The organism is Paracoccus onubensis, from assembly GCF_003591515.1.
GTDB classification, from domain to species: Bacteria; Pseudomonadota; Alphaproteobacteria; order Rhodobacterales; family Rhodobacteraceae; genus Paracoccus; species Paracoccus onubensis.
In genome coordinates, this window is record NZ_QZCG01000014.1 from 88,233 (window position 1) to 113,016 (window position 24,784).

The window sequence follows — 24,784 nt, forward strand, 5'->3', positions numbered from 1 at the left end:
CGGGCGGGCGCTTGCCCGCTACACTGCCGGAACTGGCCAGATATCGTTAGGACACCGGATGAAAAACTCCGACAACCCCGCCGATCCGTTCAAGAAAGCTCTGACCGAGGCCACCCGCGCCCTCGCGGATGAGCGTGAGTTGAACGTGACCTTCAGTGCCGATCCCGCAGGGGTTTCGGGCGATACGATGCGGCTGCCTCAGATCAGCCGCCGGATGGGGCGCGACGAGATCCTTCTGGCGCGGGGCGCGGCGGATGCGCTTGCGATGCGGATGCGTCATCACGACACCGCAACCCATTCGAAATTCGCCCCTGCCGGACCGATGGCCAAGGAACTCTACGAAGCGCTGGAAACCGCCCGTTGCGAGGCGCTGGGCGCGCGCGACATGCCCGGCGCATTGTCCAATATCGATCACAAGATCGGCGCCGATGCCGAGAAAAAGGGCTATGCGAATATCAAGGCCCCGTCCGATGCGCCGCTGTCAGTGGCTGCGGGATATATCCTGCGGCAGGCGGCGACGGGGCGTGCCCTGCCCCGGGGCGCGCAAAATGTCGCCGATCTGTGGCGGCCATTCGTGGAACAGCAGGCGGGCGATACGCTGGCCGATGTGCAGGAGGTTCTGGCCGATCAGGCAGCCTTTGCACGGCTGTCGCGCCGGGTCATCAGCGATCTGGGTTATGGCGATCAGCTGGGTGAGGATCCGGACGCGCCCGAAGAAGACGATCCCGACGAAAACGCCGAGCAGGACGAGGAATCCGGCGACAACCAGTCCCGCGATCAGGACGATGGCGAGGATGCCGAAAGCTCGCCCGAACGCAGTCAGGAACAACAGCAGGACGAACGGCAGGCTCAGGTCAGCATGGACGACCAGTCCGAAGAGCAACTGACCGACGAAGCCGAGATGCCCGAGGCAGAAACGCCCCCCGACCTGCCCTCTCCAGTCAGCGAGGCGTCACCCGATTACAAGGTCTTCACCCAGCAATGGGACGAGGATATCCGCGCCGAGGAACTGGCAGAACCCGCCGAACTGGAACGGCTGCGCGCCTATCTGGACAAGCAGCTTGAACCCCTGCGCGGCGCGGTTAGCCGGTTGGCGAATAAATTGCAGCGGCGCTTGCAGGCGCAACAGAACCGAAGCTGGGAATTCGACAAGGAAGAGGGCGTTCTGGATGCCGGGCGTCTGGCCCGCGTCGTCGCCAATCCGACCACACCGCTAAGCTTCAAGGTCGAGAAGGACATGGAGTTCCGCGATACCGTCGTGACCTTGCTTCTGGACAATTCCGGCTCGATGCGCGGACGCCCGATCTCTATCGCGGCGATCTGTGCGGATGTTCTTGCGCAGACGCTGGAACGCTGCAGCGTCAAGGTCGAGATCCTGGGCTTCACCACCCGCGCCTGGAAGGGCGGGCAGGCGCGCGAGGCGTGGCTGCAAGCGAACCGCCCTGCCAATCCCGGACGCCTGAACGACCTGCGTCACATCATCTACAAGCCTGCCGATGCGCCATGGCGGCGGGTGCGGCCCAATCTTGGGCTGATGATGAAAGAGGGGCTGCTGAAAGAGAATATCGATGGCGAGGCGCTTGAATGGGCGCATAAACGGCTGGTCAAGCGCACCGAGGCGCGAAAAATCCTGATGGTGATCTCGGATGGTGCGCCGGTCGACGATTCCACGCTATCGGTAAATCCGGCGAATTATCTGGAAAAGCATCTGCGCGACGTGATCGCCATGGTCGAGCGCAAGAAACTCGTCGAACTGCTGGCAATCGGCATCGGCCATGACGTGACCCGCTATTACGCGCGCGCCGTGACGATCACGGATGCCGAACAGCTTGCGGGCGCAATCACCGAACAGCTTGCCTCCCTGTTCGATAGCGATCCGCGCAAACGGGCGCGTGTCATGGGAATTCAGAATATGCGCCGCGCCTGATCCGGCGCGGCGCTTCGTTTCAAGGGATCAGGCAACCAGCGGCTTGCTGTTCTCGGCGTGGCGACTGGCCAGTTGCCGGACAAAACGCCCATTCGGCAGCGGACGCGCGGCGGGCCAGGATACGCCCTCGCGCAGCTCGGGGAACAGCGTGTAAATCTCTTCCAGCGCGGCAGGACCGACGGCCTTCAACGCCTCGGGTCCGGTATAAAGCGATTCACTCCAGGCTCCGTTCGAGAACAGAACCTGATGTTCGTCGAACAGGAAATGCACATAGGTAACGGTTTCGATATCATCGGCGATCTCGATCCCGTCGATCGCAAGCAATTGCTTGGCCGCTACCAGCACCTCATCGGTCTCGAACATGCGCATCGCGATCCGCGACCGGACCAGAATCCGGTGCTGTGGCGACACTAGCAGGTCCGATGCCGGGGTCTGATTGCCAAGGGTCCCAGCCTTGATCCGAATAGGGCGCAGCTTCGGATTCGCCGCCAGATCTTCCGCCGTCAGATTTCGGGATGACTTCCAGCGAACCCGCTGCAGCCCGTTATCAAGCGTCAGAACCTCGTCGCCGACGGCAATATCACCGGCCCGGACCGTACCGCCCGCAGTCGAGATCATGACCCCATCGGTGAAACAGGGCAATGCATATTCCCCGGTCTGCGCCTCGAATGCGGTCTCGTCGGTGGTGAATTCCTGTCCCGGCGTCACCCCACCATCGGCAACGATGAAGCCGAACTGCCCATCGCCCTGGTTGTCGGTCGCTGCGGTCAGCGCCATCCATTGCTCTTCGTCCTGCCGGGCGGAATAGGTGACCTCGGGATGACCGATTCCAGCGGTATAGCTGTTCCATGTCGCTCCGCCATCGGTCGAATATTCGACGATAACGGGTGAGCTTGGAATCACATCGTTTCCAGTAGTGTCCGGGGTCAGATGGCCTTCGTCGCCCTGAACGGTCAGCTTCCAGCCGGTGATCTCGTCGAGATTACCGATCGCGCCGGCATCCACCAGCCGGTCGCCCGGATGGTTGTCGTTGATTCGCAATGTCTGATCACCCTCGGGATCGAGCACTACCCTCCACGGATCGACTGTATTGAAATCACCAAGCTGACCGTTGCTGAAGAATAACTCGTAAAACGCCATATCTCAAAAACCTTACTGTTTACACAAAGCGGTCAACAAAACGCCATAAAGCCGATTAATGCCTTTGTGACGATCGATTGGCAAGCACAGAACGATAGGTAACATTGCGTATTGATTCCGGAACGCAGCGCACGGCCCTGCGAAACCGGCTAGCGCCAGCGCCTATGCAGATACGAAGCAGAGAATGGAGGTTCAGTTTTAATGATATCAGGATTCTACCGGCACAACCTACAGTAGCGCGCGGCCCTAGGCACGCCCCGCCGAAGCGGAAAGCAGCGACGGATCGATGCCCTGAACCCGCAAAGCAGCCGGCCATTTGTCATCATGATCCACGCCGAAGATCAGATCATCGGCGGACTCTCCCAGCAGCCAGCCATTGCGCAGCATTTCATCCTCAAGCTGCCCCGGCCCCCAGCCGGCATAGCCCAAGGCAAGCACGGCAGGTTCCGGACCCTTGCCATGCGCGAGCTCTTCCAGAATATCTCGGGTCGTCGTCATCGCCAGCCCGCCCGCAATCCGCATACGGCCATCGGGATCCTCGCCATGTTCGGGCACCTTGTGCAGGACAAAGCCCCTCCCCGGTTCGACCGGGCCGCCGAAGCGCACCTCTATCCTGCGGGCCGCATCATCACTTTTGATATCCAGTTGCTGCATCAGATCGTCAAAATCGATCTCGGGCAAGGGCCGGTTAAGCACCAGGCCCATTGCTCCTTCGGCGGAATGTGCGCAGATCAACACGACCGAGCGGTGAAACCGCGCATCGCTCATGCCCGGCATGGCAATAAGAACCTTGCCTGTCAGGTTTGCCTGCGGATCCTGTTCGGGGCTATTCGTCATTTTGCCTCCTTATCCCTTATAAGATCAGCACTCTGTGTCATGGATGCAAGCCCCCGCGTTATTGTGACTTCATTTGTGCCGCAATCGCCGCTAGTTCAGTCACATGATCCGATTTTCCCTGCTTTCCCTTTGCCTGATTCTGACCGGCATCACCGCCTCCGCCGACGAATTTCCGCCCGGGATCCGTTCTGCACGGCTCTTGCCCGGCTGGACGGATAATGACGGCAACCGCATCTCTGCCTTTGAATTGCAACTTGAACCGGGCTGGAAGACCTATTGGCGCAAGCCGGGGGATAGCGGGCTGCCGCCCGAATTCGACTGGCAGGAATCCACGAATCTGGCCGCAATCACGCTGCACTGGCCCGCGCCCGAGGCTATAATCTCGGGCGATGAAACGACGCTTGGCTATCACGATTTGCTGGTGCTGCCCTTCACTGCCCGGCCGAAGGATCCCGCCAGCCCGGTCGAACTGACCGCCGCTGTCGAATTCGGTGTATGCGAGAAAATCTGCGTGCCTGCCTATCTTGAACTGCAGGCCCCTGCCCCCGGCGAAACGCCCACGCCCGAAATCACCCATGCGCTCGAGAAAATGCCGCGCCCATCTTCTGTCAGGCCGGTCTGTACAACCCGCAATATCGAGGATGGCACCCAGCTTAGCGTATTGCTGCCAGTTGCCCGGATCGAACTCGCAGCCATGGAGTTGCAGGAGCGGCCGGATGTCTGGGTATCGTCGGCACAGCTTGAACCAGAGGCCAAGGGCACCCGCGCGACAGCCGATTTCGTGCCGCCATCCGGCAAACCATTCGATCTTGATCCCTCGCACCTTCTGATTACGGTAATCTCCCCGGACGGCGCCACCGAGATTCAAGGTTGCACGCTTCAGGATTAGAGCATGTCGCGCCTGCCCGGCTTCACTTCCCCTCCTCCCCTTCTTCTTTGCGGTAAATACCTCGGGGGTCCGGGGGCAGCGCCCCCGGCCATCGCGGGACGCAAATAACCGGCATTTCCGATTCGGCGTGACCTGTTCCGGGTGGGGTCAGGCCGATCCATCCGATGACCACACCGCAATAAATTTTGCCGCCCGTTCGCCGATCTCTGCCGTGGGCATCCCCGGTTTATACAACGCAGAACCCAGGCCGAACCCATCGGCACCGGCCTGTCGGTATGGGGCCATCGTATCGGGATTTATGCCCCCGACCGGCAGCAAACGGGATTCCTGCGGCAGAACCGCCCGCAATGCCTTGACGGCAGCCGGAGGGATCATCTCTGCCGGAAACAGCTTCAGAAACGCCGCCCCGGCCGCAATCGCCGAAAACGCCTCGCTCGCCGTTCCCACGCCGGGACCATAGATCAGTCCCCGATCCGCAGCGGCCACAGCCACATCTGGGTTGAAATTGGGCGCGATGATCAGGCGTCCCCCCGCCTCTTCGACCTGGCTCACCTGCCCGGGCGTCAGAACGGTGCCCGCACCTATCACAGCCCTGTCGCCACAATATTGGACAAAACGCGAGATGCTCTCGAACGGACGGGGAGAATTCAGCGGAACCTCGATCTGGGTAAAGCCGGCACCGATCAGGGCTTCGGCCACATCTTCGACCTCTTCCGGCCTGATGCCGCGCAGGATCGCCACCAGCGGGCAACTCGTAAAAGCCTTGTTCCAATCCATCATTCAACCAATCCTGCCAGTTTCGCGATTTCCCATAGCCCGGCCCGCGCCATGCCGGGCGGCGCCACGACCGCCGTAGCTCCGGCCTGTGCCATGGCGTGAGCATATCGTTGCGCCAGATCGCCACGACCAATGATCGTCACAGGCTCATCGGGAAGCGGCAGCCGGACCGCCAGTTCATCCCCGATCAGCAGACCCGAGAGGTAATCGCCGACATCCCCGCCCTCCAGACGCCCCATCAGGGCCAGCGAACGGGCGGAAAACAGCCGCGACATCAGCGAGCCCCGGGACAGGCCAGCCGCAACTCCGCGCCCGAACGCAGCCGGGTCGGCCGGATCATCCGTGGCCAGTCGCCCAAGGATCGAGTCCTTGTAAAGCAGGGCAAAAATCTCTCCGGTCATGCAGGTCTGGAAATCGGACAGCACGCCATTCTCGACATGAACCCATTTGTTATGCGTGCCCGGCAGGATGAACAGGCCATCCGCATGCTCTTGCCCGGCCAGATGACCGAAGATTTCGACCTCTTCGCCGCGCATGACATCCGGCACGCCGTGATCCGGGTTTTTCACGGCACCAGCGGTGAAATGAACTTCGTGCCCATCCTGCGTGACATGGCGCAGCAGCGAGGCGGCCAGCCCGTTTGCATCAAGCGGCAGTGGCAGATAAGGCGTCTCGACCCAGCCATTGCGACTGGTAATCATCCCCGAGGCAATGGCCGGCAGATCCGGCCAGCGCGAAAGCCAAGGGGAAAGCAGCGTCGAGAAGCAATCCTCGAAACCTCCCTCCGCGACCGCCATGATGCCCGGCCCCGAGGGAATTTCCTCAATGACTCCGCCATCATCGCCCAGCAGCCACGCCCGGAAAGAGCTGGTGCCCCAGTCGATGGCGATCAATCGGGCAGTCATTGGATGAACCTGTAAATGGTGGTTTCGGAATACCGGTCTTCCGGTCTCAGAATCGCGGGCGGGAAACCAGGCCGGTTCGGCGCGTCGGGCCAATGCTGCGTTTCAAGCGCGACTCCGGCCCAAGGCCCATATATGCGCCCCTCGAGTCCCGCAACGCTTTTGATCCCGGCGCCGTCATAAAGCTGCAAGCCGCAGGCTGTCGTCTCGACCTGCATCCCAAGCCCGCTTTCGCCAACCAGAAGCGCAACCGGGCGAAGCGGCTGCTGCCGGTCGGACAGACAAAAATTATGGTCGTAGCCCGCGCTGCCGATCCTGCGCAGATCGCGGAAATCAAAAGGCGTTTCCGCGACCGGGGCGATCCTGCCCGTCGGGATAAGCTCGTCATCGGTGGGAAGATAGGTCTCGGCGTGAATCATCAGCGAATGCTTACGGATATCACCGCCGCCATCAAGGTCGAAATAGCCGTGATGGGCGAAACTGCACGGCGTCGCGGCATCCGTTTCGGCCGTGATCCCGATAATCAGGGAATCCACGGTCAACCCGATATCGGCTTGCACATGCAGGTTTCCCGGAAATCCCATATGACCATCGGGCAGATGCAGCCGCAGGCTGACCTTGTCCGGCGCGACCGAGGCGATCCGCCAGTTCTGAAGAGCCGCGCCGTCATGCCCACCATGCAGCGTGTGACGCCCGATGAAATTCCGGTCGGTACTGTACTCCTTGCCGTCCAGATGAAATCTGCCGCCCCCGATACGGTTGGCGAAACGCCCCGCGATCGCGCCGAAATAGCGCGTAGGGCCAAGGTAATCCTCAACGCAGGGAGAGCCGAGGACAAGCGGATGATCCACACCGTCCAGCCGCAAATCCTGCACGATCGCCCCAAGCGTCAGGACCCGGGCGCTTAGCCCGCCCGCCTCGATCTCGATGGTTTCTATATCGCGCCCGTCCGGCAGTGTGCAGACAGTCCGGACGCTCACAATATCACTCGTGGTTCCGGCAGCCCTTTCACGGAGGGCCGGACCAGATAGGTCACGCCCTGCGCGGCGTCGGGATGCTCAATCCCCTCGCGTGCAGTGGTGACAAGCATCTCGTCCAGCTCCGCGCCGCCGAATGCCGGGCAACTGGAATGCCTGCCGCCGACCCCAAGCCTGTCCTTCTGCCGCCCATCCGGCCCGAAGCGAATGACCGCCCCCGCGCCCCAGCATGCAACCCAAAGCGCGCCTTCACAGTCGGTGACCGCGCCATCCGGGCTAAGACCAAGCGGGCCGCAATCAAGGAAAAGCCTGCGTTCGTCCCTGGGCCAACCCTGCGGATCCAGCGGCTGGGTCCAGATTTTCTGCTCTTTCGTGTCGGCGAAATAGGCGGTTTCCCCGGCCGGAGAAAAACAGATCGCATTGGGGATCGTGATCCGGTCGACCACGCGGCGGATTTCCCCCCGGTAATACCGGTAAACCGCCCCCGCGCCCGGTTCCGCTCCTTTGCCCATCGTGCCGAACCAGAAGCCGCCCTGCCGATCCGCGCGCCCGTCATTCGAGCGGGTTTCAGGGCAATCCGCCTCGATCGCGGCGGCCGGCTCCAATTCGCCGCTGGTAAGATCCAGCAGACCCAGCCCCTGCTCATGCGCGATCAGCAGATGATCGCGATCCACCCAGCCCGCAGCCGAGGCCATCTGCCCGAACCGCCATTCCCGCGCAAACCCCTGATCTCGTGACAACAATCTGCAGCCGAGAATGTCGAACCAGAAATATTGCCCGCGCTCGGGATGCCATAGCGGTCCCTCGCCCAATTCGCAGATGCGCTCATCATGGATTTCTGCCATGCGCTTCCTTTCAGAACTCGAACGCGTCAACGATATTGCGGCGGCCAAGGGTGAACGCGTCGGCGACCAGCATCATCGGCGACAGATCCACATCACTGCGCCGATCCCGCACCAGTTCCGTCATGCAGGCGTAAAGCGCGGGATACTCGCCCATGATATCGCTTTCACCTGCGGTTTCCTTGCCGTCGATCTCAAGCATATTGCCGCCCATGCGCAGGGCCAGATGGCCGCCGCTTGTCTCGAACTCCATGTCCCATGTCTGCGGACCTTCCTGCCGGAAGTCGAAATCGGCCTGAATATTCTGGGCAAAATCCAGTCGCGCGGCGATGGGAGCCTGACGGTTCGCGGGAAAATCCATCTCGGCGCCGGTCAGATGCAGGGGTGTCGGCAGGATCTCGGTCAGGATGGACAGGGCATTGATGCCCGGATCGAACACGCCCATACCCCCGGCCTCGAATATCCAGTCCTGCCCGGGATGCCATTTCCGCACATCCTCGCGCCAGATGATACGGCCCCGGTGCAGCTGTTTCCCGGCAAGCCATGCCTTCGCCCCGGCCACGCCGTAAGCCATGCGGGAATGCCATGTCGCAAACAGGCTGACACCCTGCGCCTGCGCCAATCGCTCAAGCGCATGCACCTCGGACAAAGTTGCACCGGGTGGCTTTTCCAGCATCAGATGCCGTCCAGCCCGCAGCACCTCTTGCGCCACGGCAAAGCGGGGAACCGGAGGAAGACAAAGGCTGACGGTTTCGATATCCGGGCGCGCGGCCAGCATTTCCGAAATCCCGGTGAACGCCTCGATGCCATTAACCCTGCCGCTGCGCGAGACGGTCGCCGTCAGTTCCCAATCGGGGCTGGCGGCGATTGCGGGCACATGCTGATCCACAGCGATCTTGCCGATACCGACCAGAGCGATTTTCATCAATGACTGTCCTTTCCGACCGGATTGCCCCTGCATCCTTTCAGGAAATCAAGATCGGCGCCGGTATCCGCGCCGGTGACATGCTGCTGATGCAGCCATTCATAGCCGCTGGCGGGCCGTTCATGCATGGGCTGCCATTCCGCCAGTCGCGCGGCCAATTCATCATCGCTGATCTCGAGATGCAGGCGGCGGTTCGGCACGTCCAGTTCGATCATGTCACCATCCCGCACGACGGCCAAAGCGCCGCCCGCCGCCGCCTCGGGGCTGGTATGCAGAACCACGGTGCCATAGGCGGTGCCCGACATGCGTGCATCGGATATCCGCACCATATCGGTGATGCCTTTTTTCAGCACCTTGGGCGGCAGGCCCATATTCCCGACCTCGGCCATGCCCGGATAGCCTTTCGGCCCGCAATTCTTCAGCACCATGATGCAGGTTTCGTCGATATCGAGGCCGTCGTCGTTTATCTTCGCCTTGTAATCGTCGATATCCTCAAACACGACAGCGCGCCCCCGATGGTTCAGCAGATGCGGACTGGCCGCCGAGGGTTTCAGTACCGCCCCTGACGGAGCAAGATTTCCACGCAGAACCGCAATGCCGCCCTGTGGCGTCAGGGCTCTTTCAGCGGGCAGAATGACGTCTTCGTTATGGTTGACGACATCCTTCACCTCGTCCCACATCGTCAACCCCGAGACGGTCAGGGCATCCTTGTGCAGCAGACCCGCCTCGCCCAGCCGCTTGATGACGACCGGCAGACCCCCGGCATAGAAGAATTCCTCCATCAGATATTCGCCAGATGGCATCAGATTCACGATGGTCGGCACATCGCGCCCGCAACGATCCCAGTCATCCAGCGTCACATCCGCGCCGACCCGTCCCGCAAGCGCCAGCAGATGCACAACCGCATTGGTCGATCCACCGATTGCGCCATTGGTGCGGATCGCGTTCTCGAATGCCTGTTTGGTCAGGATATCCGAGGGCTTCAGATCGTCCTTGACCATCTGCACGATCCGTCGCCCGGAAAGCTGCGCCATGACACGGCGGCGGCTATCCACGGCCGGGATCGCCGCATTACCCGAAAGCGCCATTCCCAGTGCCTCGGCCATGCTGGCCATGGTCGAGGCCGTGCCCATCGTGTTGCAGGTGCCGGATGACCGAGACATGGATTGCTCGGCCTCCAGAAACTCTTCCTGCGTCATCTCGCCCGCCTTCACGGCTTCCGAGAATTTCCACAGATGGGTGCCCGAACCCACTCGCTCGCCCCGGAAATAGCCGTTCAGCATCGGCCCGCCGGTCACGACAATGGACGGAATATCAGTCGAGGCCGCCGCCATCATCAGGCTTGGCGTGGTCTTGTCGCAACCGACAAGCAGCACCGCGCCATCCATCGGCTGACCGCGAATGGTTTCCTCGATAGCAAGGGCGGCCAGATTGCGGAACATCATTGCCGTAGGACGGAATGTGTTTTCCGAGGCCGAGAAAACCGGCACCTCGACCGGGAAACCGCCGGCTTCCCAGACACCCGCCTTCACCTTCTCGGCCAGTTCGCGCAGATGCCCGTTGCAGGGCGTCAGGTCCGACCATGTATTCAGGATGCCGATGATCGGACGCCCGTCGAACAGATCATGCGGATAGCCCTGATTTTTCAGCCAGCCGCGGTGATAGATCGTATCGCGGCTATTGCCGCCATACCACTCCTGCGAACGCAGTCTGCGGGGCCAGGATGCGGGGTTAAAGCTCATGACAGGCCCTTAAAGCGTTTCGATATGGACAGGACCGGCGGCGGAAATTTGCAGCGGATTGCGAAGCGGCAGGCCGAAAGGCGCACTGCTGATCTCGAATATGTCGCCGGGCTGGGCCGATATGCCATCCGCAAAGGAAATCGTCGCGGTTCCGAAGAAATGCACATGCACGTCGCCCGGTTGCCGGAACAGATCGTATTTGAAGTGATGATGCTCCAGATTGGCGATACTGTGCGACATATTCGCCTCGCCCGACAGGAACGGTTTTTCCCAGATCGCCGCGCCGTCACGCAGAACCCGGCACTCGCCATCGATATGATCAGGCAGATCGCCGATCAGGATTTCGGGGCCGAAACTTGCCGGGCGCAGCTTGGAATGCGCCAGCCACAGATAATTGCCACGCTCGGTCACATGGTCGGAAAACTCGTTCGCAAGCGCAAAGCCCAGCCGGAACGGCCGGCCGTCGGGCGCGACGATATAAAGCCCTGCAAGCTCGGGCTCTTCGCCGGCGTCCAACGCGAATTCCGGAGAAAGCAGCGCCGCCCCGGGCGCGGTCGCCGCATGACCATTGCCCTTGTAGAACCATTCGGGCTGCACACCGGCCACGCCATTGGCGGGTTTTCCACCCTCCACGCCCATGCGGAACATCTTCATGCTGTCGGTCAATGCGTCCGGATCGACGCCATGATGCATCGAATCCCGCGCCGAGGCAGAGCCGGTATGGGTCAGCCCCGTCCCGGTCAGATGCATATGGGTGGGATCGGGATGATCCAGCGGCAGAAGCACGCGCCCCTCGGACAAGGCGGCGGCAAGATCGACCGGCCCGCCCAGGCCACGCGCGGCGATTTCCTCGCTTAGCGCGTGACCAGCGGCGATTGCCGCCAGCGCGAGGTCATAGGTGCTGGCCGTATCCCGGACGACATGCGCCCTCTCGCCCTCGCGCAGAACGACTGCGCGTGTTCCATCGTTCAGGCGGATCTGGGACAGGTGCATGTTTCAGCCCTCTTTGTTCTTGTTGTAGACGTCGAAGAATACCGCGGCGAGAAGCACCAGCCCCTTGATCACCTGCTGATAATCGATGCCGATGCCAAGGATCGACATGCCGTTATTCATGACACCCATAATAAACGCCCCGACCACCGCGCCGACGATCTTGCCCGAACCGCCCGCCATGGAGGCGCCGCCGATAAAGACCGCGGCGATCACGTCGAGTTCGACGGCGAAGCCCGCCTTGGGCGTGGCCGTATTCAGCCGCGCGGCATAGACCAGCCCTGCAAGCGCCGCCAGCAATCCCATATTGACGAAGGTCAGGAAGGTCAGCCGCTCGGTCCGTATCCCCGACAGTTTCGCGGCCTTCGCATTGCCGCCCACGGCATAGATGCGCCGCCCCATGGTCGTGCGTTCCGACAGGAAAACATAGATGACCGTCAGGACCACCATCAGCATCAGCACATTCGGCAGGCCCCGGAACCAGGCCAGTTTCCAGGTCACGAAAAGCAGCGCGAAAGAGATGATCGCGTTACGCAGGAGGAACAATCCCCAAGGCTCATCCTCGATCCCATAGCGCGCATTGCGGGCGCGGTTGCGCAGCGCAAGCCAGATCAGCACGAGAACGGTCGTCACACCAACCGCAATGGCAAGGATATTGGGCTTGTCCGGGCCGAAAAGATCGGGAATGAACCCGGTCGAGATCATCTGGAAATTACGCGGGAAGGGGCCGATGGATTGCCCGGCAAGCAGCCACAGGGACAATCCCCGGAAAACCAGCATCCCCGCCAGCGTCACGATGAATGACGGAATTTTCCAATAGGCGACGAAATAGCCCTGCACCGCGCCAATCGCGGCACCCACCGCAAGGCAGACGATCATCGCCACACCCACGGGCAGCTTCATGCTGACCACCATGACAGCGGCCAATGCACCGATGAAGCCCATGACCGACCCGACCGACAGGTCGATATTGCCGCCCACGATCACCAGAAGCATGCCCAGCGCCATGATGATGATATAGCTGTTCTGCAGGAACAGGTTGGTGATATTGACCGGCCGCAGCAATGTGCCCCCGGTCACGATTTCGAAGAACAGCATGATCGCGATCAGGGCAAAGAGCAGCCCGTATTCGCGGATATGCCTGGAAATGTAACTGCCGATCCCCGGCGCCTTGCTGGCCTGTTCCATATTTCCTACTCCCTGACGATCAGCGACATGATCCGCTCTTGCGAGGCGTCTTCTGCATGCAGTTCGCCCACGAATCTGCCCTCGTTCATGACATAGATCCGGTCGCACATGCCCAGCAGTTCGGGCATTTCCGACGAGATCATGATCACGGCTTTGCCCGCAGCGCTCAGATCGTTGATAATATTGTAGATTTCATATTTCGCGCCGACATCGATCCCCCGCGTCGGCTCGTCCAGGATCAGCAGTTCCGGCTCGGTGAACAGCCATTTGGCCAGGACGACCTTCTGCTGATTTCCGCCCGACAGGTTCATGACCTTCTGGAACACACCCGGCGTGCGGATGTTCAACGCGGCACGATATTTCTCGGCGACTGCGGTTTCGCGGTTCTCATCGACGATGCCGCCATTCGCAACCCCGTCCAGATTTGCAAGGATGGTATTGCGGCGGATGGTTTCCTCGAGGATCAGGCCAAGCGTCTTGCGATCCTCGGTCACATAGGCGAGCCCGGCGGCGATCGCCTTGTCCACAGTGGACAGGTCCACCGGCTTTCCATGCATGAGCGCCTGCCCGGAAATATTCCGCCCATAGCTGCGCCCGAATACGCTCATCGCAAGCTCGGTCCGGCCTGCACCCATCAGCCCGGCAATGCCGACCACCTCTCCGGCCCTGACCTCCATTGACAGATCCCGGATCATCTGACGGTCGGCATGAAGTGGGTGAAAGACGTTCCAGTCCTTCAGTTCAAGCACGATCTCGCCCGCGCGTCGCTCGCGATCGGGATAACGGTTCGCCATGTCGCGCCCGACCATATCGCGGACGATCCTGTCCTCGGTCAAATCGCCCTGCCGGGCATCGATGGTCGAAATCGTCGCGCCGTCGCGGATCACGGTGACACTGTCGGCGATCTTGCGTACCTCGTTCAGCTTGTGGCTGATGATGATCGAGGTGACGCCCTGCCCCTTCAGTTCCAGCAGAAGATCCAGCAGCGCCTGACTGTCCGATTCCGACAGCGCGGCTGTCGGCTCGTCCAGGATCAGCAGGCGCACATTTTTGGACAGGGCCTTGGCGATCTCGACAAGCTGCTGCTTGCCCACGCCGAGACTGTCCACCTTCACGCCCGGAGGCTCGCGCAGGCCGACCTTGGCCAGAAGCCCCTCGGTCTGCCGGAACGTCTCGCGCCAGTTGACGACGCCATTCGCCGCGCGCTCATTGCCCAGAAAGATATTCTCGGCGATCGACAGAAGCGGAACCAGTGCCAGCTCCTGATGGATGATGATGATGCCCAGTTCCTCGCTTTCGCGGATATCGCGAAATTCGGCGGGCTTGCCGTCATAGCTGATCTCGCCGTCATAGCTGCCGGCCGGATAGACCCCGGAAAGCACCTTCATCAGCGTTGATTTTCCTGCGCCGTTTTCGCCGCAGATCGCGTGTATCTCTCCTTCGCGGACGGTCAGACTGACATTGTCCAATGCCCTGACGCCCGGAAAGGTCTTGGTGATGTTGCGCATTTCCAAAAGCGCGGTCATGCCTTCACTCCGGTGCTGGCTGTACCTGCGCAGGCCGCCCGCCCGGAAAGGGGGCGGCCTGCAATGGCTTCTTTCCGCAGATCGGGATTATTTCAGCTGGTCTTCGGTGTAATAGCCCGAACCGATCAGGACCTCTTCCCAGTTCGATCCATCCACTGCCACCGGCTCCAGCAGATAGGAAGGCACGACCTTGACGCCGTTGTCATAGGTCTCGGTGTCGTTGATCTCGGGCTCTTCACCCTCCAGCATCGCATTCACCATGTCGACGGTGACTTCGGCCAGCTTGCGGGTATCCTTGAAGATCGTCGCATATTGCTCGCCCGCGATGATCGACTTGACCGACTGCACCTCGGAATCCTGACCGCTGACGATCGGCATCGGCAGATCGCCCGAACCGTAGCCGACGCCTTTCAGCGAGGACAGGATACCGATGGACAGGCCGTCATAAGGCGACAGCACGCCATGCACTTCCTTGTCGGTATAGTTGGCCGACAGCAGGTTATCCATCCGCGACTGCGCGGTCGCCGGATCCCAGCGAAGCGTCCCCACCGTGTCCATGCCCATCTGACCGGACGGAATGACGATCTCGCCCGAGTCGATCATCGGCTGCAATACCGACATCGCGCCATCATAGAAGAAATAGGCATTGTTGTCGTCCGGGCTTCCGCCGAACAATTCGACATTCCACGGCTTCACATCGGGAAAACGTTCCTTGAGGCCCTGCACCACCGTGTTGGCCTGTTGCACGCCGACCTGAAAATTGTCGAAGGTCGCGTAATAGTCGACATCGGGCGTATCGCGGATCAGGCGGTCATAGGCGATCACCTTGATATCGGCGGCCGCCGCATTCGCCAATGCGTTCGACAGCGTGGTGCCGTCGATGGCGGCGATGACCAGCACGTCGACGCCCTTGGTGATCATGTTCTCGACCTGGGCAAGCTGATTCGGAATATCGTCCTCGGCATATTGCAGGTCGGTCTCGTATCCGGCCTCCTGGAACTGCTTGACCATGTTGTTTCCATCGTCGATCCAGCGCGCGGATGACTTGGTGGGCATGGCGATGCCGATTGTTTCAGCCATGGCCCCGAACGCAAACCCGGACATGCCAAGCGACAGCGCAACCGCTGCGATCTTGAATTTCATGGTAACCTCCCTGATTGGCAGACTTCTTTATCTGACAAAATGACCGCCGGAAATCGCGGTACACGGATTGCTTTACCAAAACGTCGTCTTGACTGTAAAATGCCAAAACCTGCAATCCACATACCTTGTTTGATATGTCATATCCCAACACCCACTCACTCCTGAAACCTGTCCAGCTGCGCCTGATTCAAGAGATCGCGCAGCACGGACAGCTTCAGATGGCCTCTGAAGCCTGTGGCATGACCCAGCCGGCGGCCTCGCGCATGCTTGCGGGTATCGAGCAGAAGATCGGCGCCAGACTGTTCCTGCGGCAACCCAAGGGCATGGAGCCGACCGAGATCGGGCTTTCGGTCCTGCGACGCGCGCAGGCCATCCTGCGGGAATATGGCAGCATGGCCAGCGATATCCGGGAAATGAAAGGCGGCGAGGCGGGATCGGTCCGGATCGGCGCGGTGACCGGCCCGGCCGTCGACATCGTGGTCTCGGCCATCCGCGAGGTGAAGGCGACATCACCCAAGGCCGAAATCACCGTCGACGTGCAGCCGTCGCGCGAATTGCTGACATATCTGGCCGCGGGCGAAATGGATCTGGCGCTTGCCCGCATCCTGCCCGAATTCGACAGCAAGGATTTCAACATTCGTGAAATGTCGGGCGAAAGGGTCCGGTTTCTGGTCCGGGCAGGTCATCCGATGACACGGCATGACCCGGTCACGCTGACGCAGCTTCTGGAATATGAATGGATCATGCAGACCCGCGGCGCCCCGATACGCGAGGCCACTCTGGCGGCATTTGCAGGCGTCGGGATCCCGGAACCCACACGGGTCGTGAACAGCGCGTCGCTGCTGTTCACGATCGCCTATCTGTCAAATAGCGACGCGGTTTCGCCGCTATCCGAAGAACTGGCCCGGATGCTGACCCATCCGCCCATCAATGCGGGTTTCTCGGTGCTGCGGACGCCGCATGACATCCGCGTCTCGCCCTATTACTTGCTGAGCCTGCGCCGCCGCGTACTGACCCCGCTGGCCCAAAGGCTTCAAAGCACCATTATCCGCCTTTCCGACAAGCGCCCGGGATCTGGCTAGAGCATCCCCGGCGTGACCGCAGCCACCGAATTATCTGCGGCCCGCTAATGGTTGGGGGCGCTGTCTCGTCGCCGGGTGGTTTTCGAACCAGTGGCGTACCACCCGCCCCCGGGATATTTGGGTGAAGAAGAAGGCTGGTGGCGATCACTTGGCCTCTGCCTCTGGCTGGCGCACTCCGAACACGGCGCAGTAAAGCGCCGGAACGAAGATCAGCGTCACCAGCGTACCCGCGATGATGCCGCCCATCATGGCGAATGCCATCGGTCCCCAGAACACCTGCCGGGCGATCGGAATCAGCGCCAGCGAAGCCGCCGCCGCTGTCAGCAGGATGGGCCGGGCGCGGCTGTCCGATGCCTCGAATACCGCATCCCATTTCGACCTGCCTTTTTCCAGAAGCACCTGAATCTCGTGAACGAGGATGACCGAATTGCGGATCAGGATGCCGATAAGCGCCAATATCCCAAGGATCGCGACGAAACCCATCGGCACGCCGAAGGGCACCAATACGGCGACGACGCCGATCAGCCCCAGAGGCGCGGCGGCAAAGACGATCAGCGACAGGCGGATGCTTTGCATCTGCGCCATGACCAGCAGCGCCATGATCAGCAGCATGACCGGCACGACCGCCGCGATCGGCTCCTGACTGTCGCCCGAGGTCTCGACCGAGCCTCCTATTTCGATATTGACCGCTTCGGGCAGCGTGGCCGCATAATCCGACACCGCGCCATCCAATGCCTGCACCAGCGTCGCGGGCTGATCGGCACCATTGATCGCCGCCTTGACGGTCACCGTCGGCAGACCGTTGCGCTGCATGATCAGGGGCTGCTCGGTATCGTATTCGAGGCTGGCGACCGACATCAGCGGAATATTTCCGGCCGATCCCGTCTGAAGCTGAAGGTTGCGGATCGAATCCAGCGATTGCCGGTCCGTATCGACGCCGCGCGCCACGACATTGATCAGGAAGATATCGTCCCGCAACTGCGTTATCGTCTTGCCCGAGAACACCGCCGAAAGCGCCTCGGAGATATCCTGCCCCGACACGCCAAGCTTGCGCGCCTGATCCTGATCGACCTCGAGCCGGATCACGCGGGCGGGCTCGTTCCAGTCCAGCGCGATATCGCGCAGGCGCGGCTCGGATGCCAGCACGGCGGCAAGTCCCCGCGCGGCATCGCGGGCCTGATCCGTACCGGGGGCACTGACGCGATATTGCACCGGCTTGCCCACCGGCGGCCCGATCTCGAGATTCTTCACATAGATATCGACGCCCGGGAAATCCGTGACAGCAAGGTCGTTCAGCATGTTCTTGACCCTGTCGCGGGCGGCGGCGCTGGGGGTCTGAATGACGATCTGGCCCATATGCGGCCCCGGCGTGGGCACATCCATCGACAGGATGAAGCGCGGCGCGCCCCGCCCGACATAGGAGGTCCAGAACAGCACGTCCTCATTATCGGCAAGATGCGCTTCCAGACGATCCATATCCTCGCGGGTCTTGGTGATCGAGGCGTTCTGCCGCTCGCCGATATCGACCAGCACTTCGGTGCGGTCGGAATCGGGGAAGAACTGCTGTTCGACGAATTGCATGCCCCATAGCGAGATCCCGAATATCGCCAGAGTGACAGCGATGGTCACCCATTTGAACCGCATTCCCGCCCGCAGGAGCCGGTGGAACCCCCGGCGCAGCCAGCCCTTCCGTTCCTGATGATGCGCGAGATTTTCCTTCAGGAAGGTCACGCCCAGCAGCGGCGCGAAAAGCACCGCCACGATCCACGAGATCAGAAGCGATACCGCGATGACCACGAACAGCGAAAAGGTGAACTCACCCGCCGCCGAATTGTTCAGGCCGATCGGAATGAACCCCGCCACCGTGACCAGAGTGCCGGTCAGCATGGGGAAGGCGATCGAGGTCCATGCATAGCTTGCCGCCCTGGAAAGGGATTCCCCGACCTCAAGCCGCGAGATCATGGTTTCGATCGCGATCATCGCATCATCGACCAGCAAGCCCAACGCGATGATCAGAGCGCCCAGCGAGATCCGCTGAAGGGTGATGCCGTAGAGCTCAAGTATGACAAAGGTGATCGCCAGAACCAGCGGAATGGTCAGCGTCACGACGAACCCGGCCCGGAAACCAAGACTGACGAAGCTGACGATCAGGACGATGATCACCGCCTCGGCCAGGGCCTGCACGAAATGACCTACGGCCTCGTCGACGACATGCGGCTGATCGGCGACCTTTGCCATTTCGATCCCCACCGGCAGGTCGCGGGCCACACCGTCCATCAGAAGATCAAGCTCCTTGCCGAATTCAAGGATATTCTCGCCCTCGCGCATCCCGATCTGCAAACCTATCGCGGACTGTCCCTTGTAGCGGAACAGAGCTTCGGGCGGGTCCTCATAGCCCCGGGTAATCGTCGCCACATCGCCCAGATTGAAGAACCGCTCGCCGACGCGAAGATTGACGGCAGAGATGGAATCGGCGTCATCGAACTGCCCGCCGACACGGACCAGGACCCGCTCGGGGCCGTCCTGCACGACGCCCGAAGGGGCGATCGCGTTCTGATTGGCCAGCGTCTCCATGACCTGCTGCTGATTCAGGCCAAGCGCCGCCAGCCGCGCGGTCGAGAATTCAAGATATATCCGTTCGTCCTGCACGCCCAGAAGCTCGGTCTTGCCGGCAGCCGGAAGCGCCGCGACGCGCTTGCGGATCGTCTCGACCCGGTCGCGCATTTCGCGCAGCGTGAAGCCGTCACTCGTGAACGCATAGATATTGCCGAAAACGTCGCCGAAATCGTCATTGAACTGAAAGCCCTGAAATTCCTGCGGAAATTCCGACTGGATATCGGACATCATCTGGCGCACGCGCTGCCAGATCTCGGGCACTTCGGGGCCGCGCGTGGTCGGCAGCAATTCGACATAGACCACCGCCTGCCCCGGCATCGTGACCGAGCGGGTGAAATCCAGTTCGTCCAGCTCCTCCAGCTTGGTTTCGATACGCGAAGTGACCTGCTTCAGGGTATCCTCGATATTCGCTCCCGGCAGCGCGGCCGAGATCACCATGGTCTTGATGGTGAAATTCGGATCTTCCTCGCGGCCCAGATTCATATAGCTGATCGCCCCGGCAAGCAGCGACAGAACCAGCAGGAACCACACGAAGCTGCGGTGACGCAGCGCCCAGTCCGAAAGATTGAAGCGGCTCACGGTTCGACCCTCCGTCCCACCTTCTGATCGGGTTCCAGCGAATTCACGCCGCGGATGACCACCTCATCGCCGATGGCAAGCCCATCCGTGACCAGAACCCGGCCACGATAACTGAGTCCGATGCCCACCGGCACCGGTTGAACCTGCCCGATCTCTCCTTTACGGCTGACCCGCCAGACATGCGGCTGACCGTCCTGCTGAAAGATCGCCGCGTCGGGCAGCGTCAGTGCAGGCTCGCCCGGTGTGCCGACCCGCGCCCGGATCAGCGTGCCCAGCCGGAAAGGCGCATCCGCCGGCAATGTCAGATGCAGCCTTCTGGTGCGGGTCGCGATATCCGCCAGCGGCTCGATCCGGTCCAGCGTCGCGGTGACGGTCCGTTCCGGCGCGCTGCGTTGCCAGATGGTGAACACGGCATTGTCCGGCAATGCCGCAAGCGCGGATTCAGGCAGGTCAAGCAATGCCTCGCGCCCGTCTTCCGCCGATAATTGGAGGATCGGGCCACCTGCGTCGACCACCGCACCCGGCGCCTCGTAAACCGCACTGACCACTCCGGCGAAGGGCGCGGTCATTCTGGCAAAGCCCTCGGCATCCTGCGCCTGGATCAGCTCCGAATTCGCCTGATCGGCTGTGGCCTGCGCGGCGGCCATGGCCCGCTGCGCCTGTTCAAGCTGCGCGTCCGACGCAACACCACGCCCGGCCAGCGCCTGTGTCCGCTCCAGCGTGGTCCGGGCGGTGGAAAGCTGCACCTCTGCGGCATCGACCGCGGCAGTGGCGGCGCGGGTGGTGGCCGCCAGATCCTCGGTCGCCAATTCCGCCAGAAGCGCGCCTTGCTCGACGGCATCGCCAAGCTCCACATGACGCGATATCATCCGGCCAAGGGTCTGAAACGCCATCGTCACCTGAGTCTTGGAGGCAATGGTTCCGGGAAGCGAACGGGCATCGTCACCGCGATCCTCGACGATCTCGGTGACGACCGGGCGCGGCGGCTGCTCGGTCGCAGCCTCGCCGCGAAAGCCCAGCCAGTCGGGCAATTCGAACCCCGCGGCCGGAAACGCCGCCACCATCGCCGCGCAGGCCAGTACCGTCATCCGTATCATGGCTGTCCCCCCGCGGCTTCCACGACGCGTCCCGGGTAAAGCAATTGCGAGCCCGCGCCGACCACGATCTGCCCAGGCTCGAGCCCGGCTGACAGATACACGCCATGATCCGAGAAATGACTGATTTCGACCGGGGCAAGGCTGACCTCTCCCTGCTCGTCCACGATCCAGACCGCCGCCGTCTTCCCCTGCCGGGTCAGTGCCGTCCAGGGCACCACGATGCCGCTATCGCTATGCACCCGCAATTGCCCGCGGACAGCCGCACCCAGAAGAGCCACGCCTTCCGGGCCGTTCTCGATCCTCGCGCGGACCGTGACCGTGCCGGTGGCCGGATCGACGAGCGGCGCGATTTCGGTCACGGTCGCGGTCATTTCCGGACCTTCGACGTCGATCGTGGTCAGGCTGACCTCGGCCCCCATCGCGCTGTCCAGCAATGGATGATCCGGAGAGTTGAACACCGCCTCAAGTCCGCCCACGCTGGCCAGCGACACCACCGGCTGCGCCGCACCCACGACCTGCCCCGGCGACATATCGCGCCCCGTCACCACCGAATCGTCCGGCGCACGCAGCACCGCCTCGTCCAAAGCCCGGCGCGCCTGATCGACGCTGCTTTCGGCACGCTCGACCGCCCCTGCCGCCTCGGATAATGCCTGCGCCGCCTGATCGCGGGCCGCGCGCGTTCCCACACCGCGTTCCAGCATGGCGTTTGCCCGGTCGGCAGCCTGTTTTGCCTGTTCGTAAGTCGCACGGGCGGCGGCAAGACTGGCCTCGGCCACGTTCAGCCCCTGTTCCTGCTGCACCGAATCAAGCCGGGCCAGCGGATCGCCCTGCGCGACATGATCCCCCTCTTCGACCAGCACTTCGGTAATACGCCCGCTTTGGCGGAATCCCAGATCGACGCTGTCACTTGCTTCCATCGTCCCCGAAAGCCGCAAATCGAGCAGCAGGGGTTTTTTCTCGGCGGTCACGAATTCGACCCGCAGATTGTCCGTTTCGGCCCAGCCGATGGACACCGGCAGAAATGCAATCAGGATTGGCGCAAGATATCTGTTGATCATGGCAGTGCCCCGTTAACCACGTATTCTTGCTTTGGGAACTCGCTAATGGAAAGTCCCTTGTCGCAACGTCATATCGGTTTTTTGCAAAATTGGGCAGATCCCGGCTTGTGTTCCGAAAGACTCGGGCGGGTCCATCCATCGCATGTCATGGGTCCGGCATCGGAAATCCGCCCATGACCGAAACCGGCCCCCATTTCGCCCGGCTTGATATGGGTGATAACAATGGCAACACTCAACGGAAACGGAAAGAGGCTGCGGATGCTGTATCAGGTTGAAGATTGGGACGACGCCTATGCGAATGCCGCGCATATTCCCGGCGGAAACGACTACCCGGCAAGGTGGGAGGCCGAGGCCGCCGCCTTTCGCAAGACGGCGCGCCAGGAAAATATCGACGGCGGCGATCTGTTCCTGCCTGAGAACACGGCGAAGGGGCTGGCGGTATTCATTCATGGCGGTTTCTGGATGAAAACCGGTCCCGCGATCTGGTCGCATCTGGCCGCCGGGCCGGTGGCACGGGGTTGGGCGGTGCTGATGCCCGGCTACACGCTTGCCCCCGGCGCGCGCATCGCGCAGATGACCCGGCAGGTCGCATCGGTCATTTCCGACGCGGCCGGACGGATCGCCGGGCCTGTCGCATTGACCGGGCATTCCGCCGGGGGACATCTGGCCGCGCGGATGATCTGCGATGACGGCACCCTGCCCGGCGGGGTGGCGGCCCGCATTTCCGCATGCGTGCCGATTTCTCCGCTTGCCGATCTGCGCGCGATGATGCGGACCGCGATGAATGATGTCCTGGCCATCGACATGGCCGAGGCACGAAGCGAGAGCCCCGCATTGCTGACGCCATGCCCGGATATTCCGGTCACGACATGGGTCGGCGGCGCCGAGCGGCCCGAATTCCTGCGGCAGGCGCGGCTTTTGGCGGATATATGGGCCGGGTTGGGCGCGGCCACCGACTGCGTCATCGATCCGGGCCGCCACCATTACGACGTGATCGAGGCGCTTACCCGGCCGAACAGCCCGCTGACATGCAGGTTGCTGGGCTGATCCAGGCGACAGGCAGGGGGTCAGCCCCGTCGCCGGCTGGTCTCTTGAACCAGCGGCGCGACCCGCCGGCGACCCCCGAGGTCTTTGGACAAAGAAGAAGAAAGGGCAGTTTCCAGAGCGGGCGAGGCTTGCGCTAACCGGTGAATTCGTCGGGATTCGGGCCGGTGCGGTTATCCCGGTCGAGCGCGTCGATGGCCGCGATATCCGCATCGCTCAACCGCAATTCCAGCGCCGCGAAATTCTGCCTTTGACGTTCGGGATTGCTGGATTTCGGGATCACCGACAGGCCATGCGCCAGATGCCAGGCGATGATGACCTGCCCGGGCGTGGCCTCCAGCCGCCGGGCAATACCGGACACGGCGTCGAAATCCGCGCCCCGGCCCAGCGGCGCCCAGCTTTGGGTAATGATGCCAAGGTTTTTATTCACCCCGCGCAGATGGGTCTGGGCGAATGCCGGGTGCAGTTCGATCTGGTTCACCGCTGGCACGGTGCCGGTTTCGTCGACCAGACGGCGCAGATGCGGCTCGTGGAAATTCGCGACGCCGATGGATTTCACGCGCCCGGAATCGCGCAATTCGACCAAGGCCCGCCATGTCTCGACATACAGATCTTGTGCAGGCACCGGCCAATGGATCAGATAGAGATCCAGATATTCCAGCCCAAGACGTTCCATCGTGGCATCGAAGCCCCGCAACGCCTTGTCGCGCCCGTGATGATCGGCCCAGAGCTTCGAGGTGACGAAGATCTCTTCGCGCGGGATATCGGTGTCGCGAACCGCCTGCCCAAGCCCTTCTTCATTGCCGTAAAGCTTGGCGCCGTCGATCAGCCGGTAACCGTTCCCGAACGCCTCGGCCACGACACCGGCGGTTTCCTCCGCCGGGATCTTCCAGACCCCCAATCCCAGTTGAGGCATCTTCCGCCCGTCATTCAGCGTCATCATGGGTTGCTGCATCTCGCATTCCTTCTTCGATATCCGGAAATCGCTTGTCAGGCGACGAAATCCGCCTCTTTCGCGCCGGCCAGCGTCACAAGCCGCTGCGGCGCAATTGCAAAGATATGGCGTGGCGTGCCCGCCGCCGCCCAGACCCTGTCGAATTCCGACAGGCGCGGATCGTACCATGCCTCGACAGGTCTGAGATGTCCAACCGGTGCCACGCCGCCGATCGCGAAACCCGTTTCCGCCCGGATCAGAGCCGCGTCGGCCTTGCCCAAAGGCTGTCCGGCAACCCGGGCTGCCTTGGCAGGATCGACACGATTTCCGCCCGCGGTCAGGAACAGGACGACATGCCCGGTGATTTCGCCGCGGAAAATGATCGATTTGGCGATCTGGTCGATCTCGCATCCCGCCGCCGCGGCGGCCTCGGCAGCGGTACGGGTGGATTCTCCCATTTCCACGATCTCGACCGCTTCCCCCGCCGTATCGAGCGCGGCCTTGACGCGGGCCAAACTCTTGCTCATCCGTCCCTCCTGTAGTCAATTGCGGTCAAGGTTATCCCGCGC

The 24,784-nt window shown here is 61.9% G+C and carries 21 protein-coding genes; 4 read left to right on the forward strand and 17 right to left on the reverse strand.

Going from position 1 to position 24,784, the window contains the following annotated elements:
• The first annotated feature begins 58 nt into the window (after positions 1 to 58).
• Positions 59 to 1,927: a cobaltochelatase subunit CobT gene (gene cobT / locus D3P04_RS18715; RefSeq protein ID WP_119751390.1), complete on the forward strand. Its 1,869-nt coding sequence runs from the start codon at positions 59 to 61 to the stop codon at positions 1,925 to 1,927.
• Between the two features lie 27 nt (positions 1,928 to 1,954).
• Here cobT and D3P04_RS18720 read toward each other — a convergent pair whose 3' ends face one another.
• A complete protein-coding gene (locus D3P04_RS18720; RefSeq protein ID WP_119751391.1) occupies positions 1,955 to 3,067 on the reverse strand; it encodes a Hint domain-containing protein in 1,113 nt (370 codons plus the stop codon).
• A 246-nt stretch (positions 3,068 to 3,313) separates the two neighbouring features.
• Positions 3,314 to 3,904, reverse strand: coding sequence for a YqgE/AlgH family protein (locus tag D3P04_RS18725; RefSeq protein WP_119751392.1), 591 nt, complete (start codon positions 3,902 to 3,904; stop codon positions 3,314 to 3,316).
• Positions 3,905 to 4,007: 103 nt separating this feature from the next.
• Between D3P04_RS18725 and D3P04_RS18730 the strand changes: the two genes are divergently transcribed.
• Positions 4,008 to 4,793 (forward strand): protein-disulfide reductase DsbD domain-containing protein, encoded by a 786-nt coding sequence (locus tag D3P04_RS18730; RefSeq protein WP_119751393.1) that lies wholly within the window; start codon positions 4,008 to 4,010, stop codon positions 4,791 to 4,793.
• Positions 4,794 to 4,940: 147 nt separating this feature from the next.
• Here D3P04_RS18730 and D3P04_RS18735 read toward each other — a convergent pair whose 3' ends face one another.
• The 10 genes from D3P04_RS18735 to chvE form a co-directional block, all read right to left on the reverse strand.
• Entirely contained in the window at positions 4,941 to 5,573 is a 633-nt protein-coding gene (locus tag D3P04_RS18735; RefSeq protein WP_119751394.1) for a 2-dehydro-3-deoxy-6-phosphogalactonate aldolase, read from the reverse strand.
• The gene (locus D3P04_RS18740; protein ID WP_119751395.1) at positions 5,570 to 6,475 is read right to left on the reverse strand and encodes a 2-dehydro-3-deoxygalactonokinase; all 906 of its coding nucleotides are present in this window, start codon (positions 6,473 to 6,475) and stop codon (positions 5,570 to 5,572) included. The genes D3P04_RS18735 and D3P04_RS18740 overlap by 4 nt, the downstream gene beginning before the upstream one ends.
• On the reverse strand, positions 6,472 to 7,452 hold the full coding sequence (locus D3P04_RS18745; RefSeq protein WP_119751396.1) for an aldose epimerase family protein: 981 nt from the start codon (positions 7,450 to 7,452) through the stop codon (positions 6,472 to 6,474). Before D3P04_RS18745 ends, D3P04_RS18740 begins: the two co-directional genes overlap by 4 nt.
• The gene (locus D3P04_RS18750) at positions 7,449 to 8,294 is read right to left on the reverse strand and encodes an SMP-30/gluconolactonase/LRE family protein (protein ID WP_119751397.1); all 846 of its coding nucleotides are present in this window, start codon (positions 8,292 to 8,294) and stop codon (positions 7,449 to 7,451) included. Before D3P04_RS18750 ends, D3P04_RS18745 begins: the two co-directional genes overlap by 4 nt.
• Before the next feature lie 10 nt (positions 8,295 to 8,304).
• Positions 8,305 to 9,216, reverse strand: coding sequence for a Gfo/Idh/MocA family protein (locus tag D3P04_RS18755; RefSeq protein ID WP_119751398.1), 912 nt, complete (start codon positions 9,214 to 9,216; stop codon positions 8,305 to 8,307).
• Positions 9,216 to 10,958: an L-arabinonate dehydratase gene (gene araD / locus D3P04_RS18760; RefSeq protein WP_119751399.1), complete on the reverse strand. Its 1,743-nt coding sequence runs from the start codon at positions 10,956 to 10,958 to the stop codon at positions 9,216 to 9,218. Before araD ends, D3P04_RS18755 begins: the two co-directional genes overlap by 1 nt.
• Before the next feature lie 9 nt (positions 10,959 to 10,967).
• Positions 10,968 to 11,951 (reverse strand): AraD1 family protein, encoded by a 984-nt coding sequence (gene araD1 / locus D3P04_RS18765; RefSeq protein ID WP_119751400.1) that lies wholly within the window; start codon positions 11,949 to 11,951, stop codon positions 10,968 to 10,970.
• Positions 11,952 to 11,954: 3 nt separating this feature from the next.
• The gene (gene mmsB, locus D3P04_RS18770) at positions 11,955 to 13,136 is read right to left on the reverse strand and encodes a multiple monosaccharide ABC transporter permease (RefSeq protein ID WP_119751401.1); all 1,182 of its coding nucleotides are present in this window, start codon (positions 13,134 to 13,136) and stop codon (positions 11,955 to 11,957) included.
• A gap of 5 nt (positions 13,137 to 13,141) precedes the next feature.
• Positions 13,142 to 14,662: a multiple monosaccharide ABC transporter ATP-binding protein gene (gene mmsA, locus D3P04_RS18775; protein WP_119751402.1), complete on the reverse strand. Its 1,521-nt coding sequence runs from the start codon at positions 14,660 to 14,662 to the stop codon at positions 13,142 to 13,144.
• 87 nt (positions 14,663 to 14,749) lie between these two features.
• A complete protein-coding gene (chvE, locus tag D3P04_RS18780; protein WP_119751403.1) occupies positions 14,750 to 15,805 on the reverse strand; it encodes a multiple monosaccharide ABC transporter substrate-binding protein in 1,056 nt (351 codons plus the stop codon).
• A 134-nt stretch (positions 15,806 to 15,939) separates the two neighbouring features.
• Between chvE and D3P04_RS18785 the strand changes: the two genes are divergently transcribed.
• The gene (locus tag D3P04_RS18785) at positions 15,940 to 16,887 is read left to right on the forward strand and encodes a LysR family transcriptional regulator (protein WP_119751404.1); all 948 of its coding nucleotides are present in this window, start codon (positions 15,940 to 15,942) and stop codon (positions 16,885 to 16,887) included.
• Positions 16,888 to 17,031: 144 nt separating this feature from the next.
• Here the strand turns inward: D3P04_RS18785 and D3P04_RS18790 are convergent, their stop codons facing one another.
• The 3 genes from D3P04_RS18790 to D3P04_RS18800 are packed head-to-tail and all read right to left on the reverse strand — an operon-like array spanning position 17,032 to position 22,237.
• Entirely contained in the window at positions 17,032 to 20,082 is a 3,051-nt protein-coding gene (locus tag D3P04_RS18790; protein WP_119751405.1) for an efflux RND transporter permease subunit, read from the reverse strand.
• Positions 20,079 to 21,179: an efflux RND transporter periplasmic adaptor subunit gene (locus D3P04_RS18795; RefSeq protein WP_119751406.1), complete on the reverse strand. Its 1,101-nt coding sequence runs from the start codon at positions 21,177 to 21,179 to the stop codon at positions 20,079 to 20,081. Before D3P04_RS18795 ends, D3P04_RS18790 begins: the two co-directional genes overlap by 4 nt.
• Positions 21,176 to 22,237, reverse strand: a complete 1,062-nt coding sequence (locus tag D3P04_RS18800; protein ID WP_119751407.1) for an efflux RND transporter periplasmic adaptor subunit — start codon at positions 22,235 to 22,237, stop codon at positions 21,176 to 21,178. Before D3P04_RS18800 ends, D3P04_RS18795 begins: the two co-directional genes overlap by 4 nt.
• Before the next feature lie 258 nt (positions 22,238 to 22,495).
• On the opposite strand from D3P04_RS18800, the gene D3P04_RS18805 reads away from it, so the two are divergent.
• Positions 22,496 to 23,284, forward strand: a complete 789-nt coding sequence (locus tag D3P04_RS18805; RefSeq protein ID WP_119751408.1) for an alpha/beta hydrolase — start codon at positions 22,496 to 22,498, stop codon at positions 23,282 to 23,284.
• 133 nt (positions 23,285 to 23,417) lie between these two features.
• Here the strand turns inward: D3P04_RS18805 and D3P04_RS18810 are convergent, their stop codons facing one another.
• Both D3P04_RS18810 and D3P04_RS18815 read right to left on the reverse strand, forming a co-directional pair.
• The gene (locus D3P04_RS18810) at positions 23,418 to 24,236 is read right to left on the reverse strand and encodes an aldo/keto reductase (RefSeq protein WP_119751409.1); all 819 of its coding nucleotides are present in this window, start codon (positions 24,234 to 24,236) and stop codon (positions 23,418 to 23,420) included.
• A gap of 35 nt (positions 24,237 to 24,271) precedes the next feature.
• Positions 24,272 to 24,742, reverse strand: coding sequence for a YbaK/EbsC family protein (locus D3P04_RS18815; protein ID WP_119751410.1), 471 nt, complete (start codon positions 24,740 to 24,742; stop codon positions 24,272 to 24,274).
• Positions 24,743 to 24,784 lie beyond the last annotated feature (42 nt).